12 protein-coding genes are annotated in these 10450 nt (G+C 38.4%); 5 read left to right on the top strand and 7 right to left on the bottom strand.

Translation table 11 applies throughout. The annotated features are described in order from the left end of the window. Positions 1 to 32: 32 nt before the first annotated feature. From nadA to htpX, 5 genes are read right to left on the bottom strand one after another with little or no spacing between them, the layout of a single operon-like run. Positions 33 to 983: a quinolinate synthase NadA gene (gene nadA, locus SP60_RS01000; protein ID WP_144418558.1), complete on the bottom strand. Its 951-nt coding sequence runs from the start codon at positions 981 to 983 to the stop codon at positions 33 to 35. Between the two features lie 5 nt (positions 984 to 988). Beyond that, entirely contained in the window at positions 989 to 2740 is a 1752-nt protein-coding gene (gene aspS / locus SP60_RS00995) for an aspartate--tRNA ligase (RefSeq protein ID WP_053950869.1), read from the bottom strand. A 4-nt stretch (positions 2741 to 2744) separates the two neighbouring features. Continuing rightward, the gene (locus SP60_RS00990) at positions 2745 to 3353 is read right to left on the bottom strand and encodes a DUF502 domain-containing protein (protein WP_053950868.1); all 609 of its coding nucleotides are present in this window, start codon (positions 3351 to 3353) and stop codon (positions 2745 to 2747) included. Between the two features lie 56 nt (positions 3354 to 3409). Continuing rightward, the gene (gene map / locus SP60_RS00985) at positions 3410 to 4186 is read right to left on the bottom strand and encodes a type I methionyl aminopeptidase (protein WP_053950867.1); all 777 of its coding nucleotides are present in this window, start codon (positions 4184 to 4186) and stop codon (positions 3410 to 3412) included. Between the two features lie 2 nt (positions 4187 to 4188). After that, positions 4189 to 5076 (bottom strand): protease HtpX, encoded by an 888-nt coding sequence (gene htpX, locus SP60_RS00980; protein WP_053950866.1) that lies wholly within the window; start codon positions 5074 to 5076, stop codon positions 4189 to 4191. A gap of 84 nt (positions 5077 to 5160) precedes the next feature. Between htpX and SP60_RS00975 the strand changes: the two genes are divergently transcribed. After that, the gene (locus tag SP60_RS00975) at positions 5161 to 5388 is read left to right on the top strand and encodes a hypothetical protein (RefSeq protein ID WP_144418557.1); all 228 of its coding nucleotides are present in this window, start codon (positions 5161 to 5163) and stop codon (positions 5386 to 5388) included. 1 nt (position 5389) lies between these two features. Here the strand turns inward: SP60_RS00975 and SP60_RS00970 are convergent, their stop codons facing one another. Further along, positions 5390 to 6205, bottom strand: coding sequence for an RluA family pseudouridine synthase (locus SP60_RS00970; protein ID WP_082319609.1), 816 nt, complete (start codon positions 6203 to 6205; stop codon positions 5390 to 5392). A 41-nt stretch (positions 6206 to 6246) separates the two neighbouring features. On the opposite strand from SP60_RS00970, the gene hslO reads away from it, so the two are divergent. Both hslO and SP60_RS00960 read left to right on the top strand, forming a co-directional pair. Then, complete coding sequence (gene hslO / locus SP60_RS00965; RefSeq protein ID WP_053950863.1) at positions 6247 to 7089, top strand: Hsp33 family molecular chaperone HslO; 843 nt, start codon at positions 6247 to 6249, stop codon at positions 7087 to 7089. Positions 7090 to 7101: 12 nt separating this feature from the next. After that, entirely contained in the window at positions 7102 to 7350 is a 249-nt protein-coding gene (locus tag SP60_RS00960) for a glutaredoxin domain-containing protein (RefSeq protein ID WP_053950862.1), read from the top strand. A gap of 28 nt (positions 7351 to 7378) precedes the next feature. Here the strand turns inward: SP60_RS00960 and SP60_RS00955 are convergent, their stop codons facing one another. After that, on the bottom strand, positions 7379 to 8230 hold the full coding sequence (locus SP60_RS00955) for a LysR substrate-binding domain-containing protein (protein WP_053950861.1): 852 nt from the start codon (positions 8228 to 8230) through the stop codon (positions 7379 to 7381). 104 nt (positions 8231 to 8334) lie between these two features. Here SP60_RS00955 and SP60_RS00950 point away from each other — a divergent pair, with 104 nt between their 5' ends. Together SP60_RS00950 and SP60_RS00945 are read left to right on the top strand one after the other, a co-directional pair. Further along, entirely contained in the window at positions 8335 to 9063 is a 729-nt protein-coding gene (locus SP60_RS00950; protein ID WP_053950860.1) for a glutathione peroxidase, read from the top strand. Positions 9064 to 9347: 284 nt separating this feature from the next. After that, positions 9348 to 10439: a Fic family protein gene (locus SP60_RS00945; RefSeq protein WP_053950859.1), complete on the top strand. Its 1092-nt coding sequence runs from the start codon at positions 9348 to 9350 to the stop codon at positions 10437 to 10439. Positions 10440 to 10450 lie beyond the last annotated feature (11 nt).

Raw genomic sequence — 10450 nt, 5'->3', positions numbered from 1 at the left:
AGGGGTTAAATTTTACCTTTTATGTCTAAACGTTATGCGGTAAAGTCGAGTAATTTTTGTATAGAATTTTGTGCTTTTTGATTAACCAATGGGTCAATTTTTATTTCATTGCCAGCTGTTTTTAAAGTGCTTAGGCAGTTGTCTAATGTATTCATTGCCATCCATTCACAGTGAGCGCATGATTCGCAATCCGCACCTTGTCCTGCAGTAGGTGCTTCAATTAGAGTTTTGTTTGGTGCAACTTCACGCATTTTGTGAAAGATGCCATTATCTGTTGCCACAATAAAAGTTTGCTCATCTCGATCTCGAACCGCATTAATGAGTGCGGTAGTTGAGCCGACAACATCGGCCAAATCAACCACTGATTGCGGTGATTCTGGGTGTACTAAAACGCCCGCTTCAGGATGATGTTTTTTTAAGTTAACGAGAGCATCAGCCTTAAAGCGCTCATGTACCACACAAGAGCCTTGCCATAGTAGCATGTCTGCACCGGTTTCACTCTGCACATAATTGCCAAGGTGTTTATCAGGCGCCCAAAGGATTTTTTTGCCTTGGCTCTTAAGATGTTGAACTACCTTTAAAGCGCTGCCCGAGGTTACTACCCAGTCAGCTCGTGCTTTGACTTCTGCGCTGGTATTGGCATAAACGACAACGGTGCGATCAGGGTGCTCATCACAAAACTTAGAAAAATTAGCAATCGGGCAATCTTCATCTAAAGAGCAAGTGGCACCTTCATCTAAAACCAATACTGTTTTTTCAGGAGAGAGGATTTTAGCCGTCTCGCCCATAAATTTTACGCCTGCAACGACAATGGTGTCGGCGCTACAATTTTGACCAAAACGTGCCATCTCTAAAGAATCAGAAACAATACCGCCGCTTTCTTCAGCTAAAGTTTGCAACTCAGCACTCACATAATAGTGTGCTACTAAAACAGCATTTTTAGCTTTAAGCTCTGCCTTTATTTGATCGGTAATACGACTCACAAATATTAGTCTTTTTTCGCTAAGCTCACTTGCACACTTAACTCGCGTAGTACTTTTCTTGGAACCTCAGCAGGTGCGTCGGTTAATAAACAAGCAGCAGTTTGAGTTTTAGGGAAGGCAATAACATCACGAATAGAGTCAGAGCCTGTCATGATCATCACTAAACGATCTAGACCAAATGCCATACCACCATGAGGCGGACAGCCGTACTCGAGAGCATCTAACAAGAAGCCAAATTTATCTTTGGCCTCTTCATCAGAAATACCTAATAATTTTAAGACAGTTTGTTGCATTTCAACCTGGTGGATTCGAATAGAGCCGCCACCTACTTCAGAACCGTTAATGACTAGATCATAAGCTCTTGATAGGGCTGTTGGTGCGGTTTCTTCTAAAGTTTTTGCATCAACATTAGGTGCGGTAAATGGATGGTGGATAGCGCTTAATGAGCCATCGTCATTTTCGTCAAACATTGGGAAATCTACTACCCAAATTGGCGCCCATGGTTTGTCAAATAAATCCATGTCTTTGGCTAATTGCTCACGTAAGTTACCCAAGGCTTCATTCACAATTTTGGTCTTATCCGCACCAAAGAAGATAATATCACCTGTTTGTGCGCCGGTCATTTCAATGACTTTAGCGGTGACATCATCGCCTAAGAATTTTAAAATTGGTGAAGCAGGGCCGTCTTCGTTGAGCTTGATGTAAGCCAAGCCTTTGGCACCATAGATGCTAACGTATTTAGTGTATTTATCAATTTTCTTACGACTGATAGAAGCGCCACCTGGAACGCGTAGTGCAGCTACGCGCGAGCCATCACTACTGGCAGGGCCAGAGAATACTTTAAAGTCAACGCCTTGCATAAGCTCATCCATGTCAGTCATTTGCATTGGGATACGCATATCAGGGCGATCAACACCGTATAAGTGCATAGCGTCTGCATAGGTAATACTAGGGAATTCATCGCCTAAGTCGACATCGATGGCGTCTTTGAACATGCCGCGCGTTAATTCTTCCATCATCTTCATAATTTCATCTTCATTCATAAATGAAGTTTCAACGTCAAGCTGAGTGAATTCTGGCTGACGATCAGCACGCAAGTCTTCATCTCTGAAACATTTAACAATTTGGTAATAACGCTCAAAGCCCGACATCATTAGCAGTTGTTTAAACAACTGTGGAGATTGAGGTAGGGCAAAAAATTCACCTGGGTGAGTACGCGATGGCACCAAGTAGTCACGCGCACCTTCAGGAGTTGCCTTAGTTAAAAAGGGTGTTTCAATGTCTAAGAAATCATGGCTGTCCATAAACTCACGCATAAAGTGAGTAACTTTTGAGCGCAGACGCATACGTTTTTGCATGGCGTCGTTACGCAAATCTAGGTAACGATATTTAAGGCGCACTTCTTCCGAGGTGTCGGTCGCATCAATCTGGAAAGGCACTGGCTTAGAGGTGTTAAGGATTTCAATATGACTGGCAACAATTTCAATATCACCTGAGGCTAATTTTGGATTAGCTAAACCCTCTCCTCTAGCAATAACAGTACCGGTAATTTTTAAGACAAATTCATTACGGATGGTTTCAGCAATCGCAAAATCAGCATTATCAGGATTGATAACGACCTGAGCAATGCCGCGCTTGTCACGTATGTCTAAAAAGATAACGCCACCATGGTCACGTCTACGATTTACCCAGCCGCAAATCTCAACGGTTTGGTCAATATTGTCTTTATTTAGTTCGCCACAATAGTTCGTTCTCATAGTTTTATCCTTTTGATAATTCGTTTGGCTCTACCACGCCGGTAGAGATAATTAGTTTAAATGCTTCATCAACACTCATGTCTAGTTCAATCGCTTCGGCTTTAGGCAGCATAATGAAGAAACCAGAGGTTGGGTTGGGAGTGGTTGGCACATAAATATTGATAATTTCTTCGCCAATTTTATTGGCGATTTCACCTTGATAATTACCCGTTTGAAAAGCGATTGTCCATAGGCCTTTGCGCGGGTATTCAATTAATAATGCTTTTTTAAAGCTATTGCCTGTCGGGCTTAAAACCGTATCAGAGAGTTGTTTTAAAGCCTTGTAAATGCCACGAAATCCTGGAATTCTATTAAGGAGTTTTTCCCATAATTCGACTAATTTTTTACCGATAAAGTTACTAACTAAAGCACCCGTAATGATTAGAATTAGTATTACCCAAACAATACCAGAGCCAGGAATGCTACCTTCAAGGTTAAATAGTGCCTCAGGTAAATACTCAGGCGGTACGATGTCATTAATCAATTCTAAAAAGAACTTAATAACGACAATGCTTAATCCTAACGGAATCCAGAAAAGTAGACCGGAAATGAAATAGTTTCTTAGGTTTTTCAAGGTTTAAATATAAACAGCAATAAAAAACGTTTATTTTAGCACAGGCAGATGCCTATCTAGATATCCTCTTCAGCTCTAAGCGTGAGGATTTCATAACCGGATTTAGTGACTAAAATAGTATGCTCCCATTGCGCTGAAAGCGAACGATCTTTGGTGGTCACTGTCCAGCCATCTACTTTAGAGGTGGCAACTTCAAAACTGCCAATATTTACCATGGGCTCAATCGTAAAGGTCATGCCTTCTTCAAGAATAGGGCTGCTATCAACGTTGCCATCGTTGTAATGCACAACCTGAGGCTCTGTATGAAACTTAAGACCAATGCCGTGACCACAATAATCGTGCACAATTGAGCAATTGTTTTTATCAGCATGTGCACCAATGGCCATGCCAATTTCTCCTAACTTAATACCTGGTTTGACTGCCTTAATGCCAATATACAAACACTCTTGAGCAATACGGCAAATTCGCTGAGACTTGACACTGGCCTTGCCAATGACAAACATTTTAGAAGTGTCACCATGGTAGCCATCTTTAATAACAGTAATATCGATATTAACAATATCGCCTTTTTTAAGGTGTTTATCCGATGGAATACCGTGACAAACAACGTTATTAATACTGGTGCAAATGGATTTTGGAAAACCGTGATAATTAAGCGGCGCAGGGATGACGTCTTGTTCATTAACCATATAATCATGGCAAATTTTATCGAGCTCATCGGTACTAACACCCGCTTTGACATACGGTGCAATCATATCTAATACATCGGCTGCCAAGCGCCCAGCCACGCGCATTTTTTCTATTTCATCAGCTGATTTAATATCAATAGCCATAATTATCCTTGTGCTTTTGCGCGAGCCTCTAAGGCGGCAATACGGTCTTCGATCGGTGGGTGAGAAGAAAACCAAGAGGCAAAGCCTTTTTTATCATTAATGCCAAAAGCGGCCATTTGCTCAGGCAAGGCTTGTGGCTCTACTTGGCCAAGACGCTTTAGTGCGCTAATCATGTTTTGATGTCCTGCTAAATCAGCACCGCCAGTATCAGCCACAAATTCACGCTTTCTAGAAACATACATAACGATAGTGGAAGCTAGAATTGACAAAACGATTTGAGCAAACAGCGTGGTAACAAAATAACCAATACCATGTCCGCGTTGATTTTTCAAAATAACACGGTCAACAAAATGTCCGATGACGCGTGAGAAGAAAATAACAAAAGTGTTAACCACGCCTTGAATCAGCGTTAGAGTGACCATATCACCATTCGCCACATGGCTCATTTCATGACCAACAACTGCCTCAATTTCATTTTTATTCATGCTATCAAGTAGGCCTTGAGATACAGCAACAAGTGCTTTATTTTTGCTTGCACCAGTGGCAAATGCATTCATTGAAGTAGATGGAAAAATAGCCACTTCAGGCATACGAATACCGACAATCTTAGCTTGTTTTTCAACCGTTTCAATTAGCCATTTTTCAAGATTGTTATTTGGGGATTTAATCACGACTGCGCCTGTCATGCGCTTGGCCATCCATTTGGAAATTGCCAGAGAAATAAAGGCACCACCAAAGCCAAACACCGCTGAGAAAATTAGCAAAGCGTTTAGGTCGAGATCTGAGCCGTTCTCAGCCAGAATGCCTTCAACACCTAATAGACTGAGTGTGATGCTTAGCAAGACGAGAATGGCAATATTGGTCATTAAAAATAAAAAGATTCTTTTCATGAGTGATCCTGGTTTGGTATTAATTGAGTATTAGATGTGGGTATTATCCAATAGATTCAAGTCTATTGGGTTACAATGCGATTAATGATTAAAATTTTTATAATACTGACTCTACTTCTTTCTGGTTGTGAAGATCAGAAAAATGATCAAAATCCGGTCTTAAAAGAGCCGGCCACCTCCATAATTAAAAAACATCGTCACCCGCCAGCGCCAGAAGAGCCTGCAATTTGTGCAGAATTATCGGTTATGGAGTGTCTAAGAATTATTATTCCTGCTATTTGGGATCAAGAAGTGGAGCGAGATTGTTCTTAATTTAGAGTTTTAGCTGATCTTCACTAGATAAGGTAATGTTGATTGGTTGTTGATCGATCGGGCAATTAAAGACTAAATTAACGGCTTGTAATTGTAAGTCTTCTGGGTGATTTTTCTTGGCAGTGCCATATAAACGATCACCAATAATAGGAAAATTTATCTCACTTAAGTGTTTTCTAATTTGGTGCTTTCTACCAGTTTCAATATGTACGCTAAGCAAAGATTTTTGTGCGTTTTGCATAAGCTTGGTTATGTGGCTTAAAGCGTGTTTTTCATCGATATCAGTATTTAAGCTGATTTTTTTATGGGTAAAATCTCCAGCTACAATAGCCAGGTAAGTTTTCTTAATTAGTCTATCGGCAAATAATTTGGACAACTCTCTGGCCATAGTTTTTGAGTGGGCGAGTATCATTAGTCCGCTGGTTGCACGATCAAGGCGATGCACCAAGAAAGTGGGCCGATCTAGTTTTTTCTCAACCAATCGAGTGAGTGCGCAATGATCGCCCCATTTTGAACCCTGAGAAAATACACCTGCTGGCTTAAACCAAATGCTATAGCTGTTTTTGTCTAGTAGCAGGGTGGGTTGAGCGGGTATTGAAGATAAGATTTTTTCATTAAAATAAATAAAAACTTCATTACCTATTTTTAAGGGTTTTTTAATACGCCTAATTCGATTAATTTTTTTGCCTGTTTTTAGCCAAACACAGCCCTTATCTAGGGCACTTTTAAGACTTTGTTTTGATAAGTTAGTTGCTCCAGCTAAGGCGTCAATCAAAGGTTGGTTGTCGGTATCAATGGTAATTTTTCTTTCAATCACTTTTTTACTTGTATCCCTGGGTATAAATTAAAATCATACCTATGAATATACATACAAGATTTTTATTTAAAGATTTGAACGTTCGCGGCCAGCACTTATCACTCGATGATGCTTGGCAAGATATGATTCAAAATCGAGGCTACAACCCTTTGGTGCGTCAATTATTTGCAGAGCTGAGCGCTTTGGCGATTTTTCTGGCCAATGGTATGAAGCACAAAGGCAAGCTTACTTTACAAATTCAGGGTGATGGGATTGTAAATTTGTTGTTGGTTGAGGTGAGTGATGATCTAAAAATTCGCGGTATGGTTAGAGCAGAAGGTGTTATTAAAGAGGATGACTCTTTAGATAAAATTCTAGGCGAAGGGCAAATTGTTGCTACTTTATACAATGCACAAACTGACCACAGTTTTCAATCATTAGTACCTAGAAACGCCCAAGGTTTGATTGCCACCTTTGAAGATTACTTTGCTCAATCTGAGCAATTAGAGTCTAAATTATGGGTAAGCTCAACCCCTGATAACTTGAGTGCTATGCTCTTGCAAAGAATGCCAGATGCCGATCAATACGACAGCGAGGGTTGGCATCGAGTTGGTATTTTGGCAGATACTGTTACTCAAGAAGAATTAACTAGCCTTGATACAGAGTCTTTATTGCACCGTCTATTCCACGAAGAAACAGTGGAGCTTTTTAATGCTGAGTGGGTTAGTTACGAATGTCCGAAAGATAAGGGGCGATTTGAAAAAATCATCCAGAATTTGGGCGAACAAGATTCACGTGACTTACTCAAAGAACATGGAGAAATTGCCATTCATAATGAAATTTGTAATGAACATTTGTTTTTTAATAAAGACGATGTTGATCGTATTTTTAATACGACGTACTAACTAGGATTAATCATGAAAAATATTATTTGGACCAAGCCAAATTGCTCATTTTGTACTCAAGCCAAATTAATGCTTGACGAAGAGGGTATTGAGTATGAGACTCGCTTAGTTGATGAGGTTAATTGGACAAACGACGAGATGCTTAAAATGGCACCCGATGAACTGACTTATCCGCAAGTATTTTTAGGTAACAAGCATGTGGGCGGGTGTGATGATCTTGAGGCGTATTTAATGCTGCGAGAAATGGGTATAGATACTTAAGAGGTGCCCGTCATTTCAGCTGTCAATATTATGTTCGTAAATTTTCGGCTATTTTCTTAATATTTTCAGCTTGATAGTTATTTTTTCTATAAACAATGCCAATACCTCTTGATGCTTGGCAATTAGACTTGGCGATTATATTTGGATAGGGTGACAGCACACCAAAATCAATGGCAATTTTAGGCAAAAAACTCATACCAAGGTTCATGTCAATCATAGCTACTAAAGTAGAAACACTAGAGCAAGAAAAACTAGATAGTTGTTTTTCAGATATGGCATATCCTTGCATTACATGAGCTCTTAGGCAATGACCTTGTTCCAGTAATAATAGATCTCCACTGTCAATTTTTTCATTTTTTCGATCTTTATGTTGAATCAAACATAAGGGATCTCTGAACAACTCATAGCCCTCAACACCATCAGGCAAGTCATAGGGAAAAGCAAAAATTGCAAAATCGATTTTATTTTGATTTAGTTTTTCTAATAAATTATCACTCGTATCTTCTACAAAGGATATTTTTAATTTTGGGAATATTTTTTCTATATTTCTCAAAAAATTTGGCAGAATATAAGCTGATATGGTCGGTATGGTGCCAACAACTATTTCAGATTCAAGGAAGTTGGTTTTTGCCATATCTGTCAGTTCTTTAGTATTTGATATGACCAGCATTGCTTGTAATACTATTTTTTCTCCTATTGAGGTGAAGACTACTTTTTTATTATTCCTTTCAACTAGAGTTGTTTGTAGGATTTGCTCTAATTTGGCGATTCCTGCACTTAAAGTTGATTGACTAACAAAGCATTTTTCTGATGCCTTAGAAAAGTGTAGCGTCTCTCTAAGTGTAATAAGGTACTGGAGGTTTTTAATAGAAGGCAGCATTTTATAATCGTTTTTTTAGATTGTTTTAATAGATATTATTCGTTTTACTTGATTATAAACTAGATTTATAATGCACACTAATTAAAAACAAATAGGACAATAAAATGTTAAAAAACAACACAGGAAATAAAATTCCATCTATTAATTTTAAAATTCAAAAAAATCATCAGTGGGTTGATTTATCGACCGAGGATATTTTTAATAACAAAACAGTAGTAGTATTTGCTCTTCCTGGTGCTTATACGCCTACCTGTTCATCTTCTCACCTACCAAGATACAATGAATTAGCGCCAGTTTTAAAGGCCAATGGGGTTGATGAAGTGGTTTGTATATCGGTTAATGATACTTTTGTTATGAATGAGTGGCGTAAAGACCAAGAAGCTGAAAACGTTTTAATGATTCCCGATGGAAGTGGTGAATTTACTAAAGCCATGGGTATGCTGGTTAATAAAGACGAGCTAGGATTTGGCAATCGATCTTGGAGATATTCTATGCTGGTTAAAGATGGCACAATTGAGAAAATGTTTATTGAGCCTGAAGTAGAAGGCGACCCTTTTGAAGTTTCTGACGCTGATACGATGCTTCAATATATTAATAAAAATGCCAATATTCCAGAGACTGCCACTATGTTTAGTAGAAAAGGCTGCCCACACTGTGAGCGTGCGATAACGCTATTAAATCAACAGGGTATTTATGTAGAACAGATAGAGCTTGATCAACATATTACTTCTAGATCTCTTAGAGCGGTAAGCGGTAAAAGCTCGACACCACAAGTTTTTATTGGTGGTAAATACATTGGTGGTGCTGATGAATTGGAAGAATATTTCAGTTAAAAAATTCTTTACTAATTGTATGTAAAAGTTTAATACATTTTAAAAATTAGAGATAAAAAAAAGGCCGCAAGGCCTTTTTTTTAAAATGTGGGGCGAGAAACGGGGTTTGAATACATGTCATGGATTATGACCGGAGATTCTGAAACAATGCCTCAGGTTGATCCTCATATGAAGGAGAAGACAAAGGATGAAAATAATAAAGTAGGGTGACACGATTAAATAATTATTCATATCATTTTATGATATTATTATAACTTTAATTATTTCATTAATGAGGTAACAGTATGTGGATATGGCAACAAGGCAATTGGCCAAATTTTGAATATGATGCTGAAATAGTCATGTCAGCTCTGTCCGAGGTAATCAGTCACGTTTCTCCATTAATGCTATTGGCTAATGAACTAGATCAGGATAAAAAACTTGCATTAGAATCTAAATCATTACTAGATGAGGCGTTATCAAGTGCAAAAATTGAAGGTGAAATTCTTGATCGAGACTCTGTACGTTCAAGCATTGCCAATCGGTTAGGTATCGGCAAGGTGGGGCAGATATCTAGAAATTCTGAGGCTTTTATTGATGTTTTACTTGAATCTATTAGAAGTTCGTCAAACACCTTAACAGAAAATGACCTATTTAAATGGCATGGGATGATGTTTCTTGATAAGCCAATTCTTGATGATTTAATTATTGGCAATTATCGCAACACGCAAATGAGAGTAATTTCAGGTAGATTTGGCAAAGAGCAGATTCATTTTGAAGCGCCATGCCTTGACCGTCAATGTATCAATGATGAAATGAATGTATTCCTAAATTGGCTGCAATCTGACAATATTAATTCTGGTTATATTAAAGCAGCTATTGCAAAATTTTACTTTGTCACTATTCATCCATTTGATGATGGTAATGGACGTTTTTCTAGAATGATTGCAGAGCGCTGTCTTGCAGATGCCGAGAATACTGATATTAGGCTTTATTCATTATCAACTGAGATAGAGAAAAATAAAAAACAGTACTATGAAGTTTTAGAAAAATGCCAAAAAGGTGAGCTAGATATTACTCAATGGATTGTCTGGTTTTTGGAGCAAGTGAGTTTGGCGGCGCAAAGTAGCATGCATAAGCTCAATAAAATCAGAAGCACAACTTTGTTTTGGGATCGATATCGTCATATTAGTATGAATGATAGACAAATAAAATTGGTTGGTAGATTATTGGAAACTGAAGATTTTAATGATGGTATATCTAGGAAAAAATACAAAAATTTAGTGAGTGCTACTGATATAACTGCAGCAAGAGACTTGATAGATCTTGCAAGTAAAGGTATTTTAAAATCTACTGGTGGAGGAAGGTCAACTAAATATCATATTGTTGAATTTTAGTGATGGGGCGA

It is taken from the genome of Candidatus Thioglobus autotrophicus, assembly GCF_001293165.1.
Classification (GTDB): domain Bacteria; phylum Pseudomonadota; class Gammaproteobacteria; order PS1; family Pseudothioglobaceae; genus Thioglobus_A; species Thioglobus_A autotrophicus.
The sequence above is the reverse complement of the archived record's forward strand: the minus strand, read 5'-3'. Positions and strand labels throughout refer to the sequence as shown.

Bases quoted from the DNA above. Each gene is read 5' to 3' on its own strand.
- aspS (WP_053950869.1), bottom strand. From the start codon at position 2,740: ATGAGAACGAACTATTGTGGCGAACTAAATAAAGACAATATTGACCAA.
- map (WP_053950867.1), bottom strand. From the start codon at position 4,186: ATGGCTATTGATATTAAATCAGCTGATGAAATAGAAAAAATGCGCGTG.
- htpX (WP_053950866.1), bottom strand. From the start codon at position 5,076: ATGAAAAGAATCTTTTTATTTTTAATGACCAATATTGCCATTCTCGTC.
- SP60_RS00975 (WP_144418557.1), top strand. From the start codon at position 5,161: ATGATTAAAATTTTTATAATACTGACTCTACTTCTTTCTGGTTGTGAA.
- hslO (WP_053950863.1), top strand. From the start codon at position 6,247: ATGAATATACATACAAGATTTTTATTTAAAGATTTGAACGTTCGCGGC.
- SP60_RS00960 (WP_053950862.1), top strand. From the start codon at position 7,102: ATGAAAAATATTATTTGGACCAAGCCAAATTGCTCATTTTGTACTCAA.
- SP60_RS00955 (WP_053950861.1), bottom strand. From the start codon at position 8,230: ATGCTGCCTTCTATTAAAAACCTCCAGTACCTTATTACACTTAGAGAG.
- SP60_RS00950 (WP_053950860.1), top strand. From the start codon at position 8,335: ATGTTAAAAAACAACACAGGAAATAAAATTCCATCTATTAATTTTAAA.
- SP60_RS00945 (WP_053950859.1), top strand. From the start codon at position 9,348: ATGTGGATATGGCAACAAGGCAATTGGCCAAATTTTGAATATGATGCT.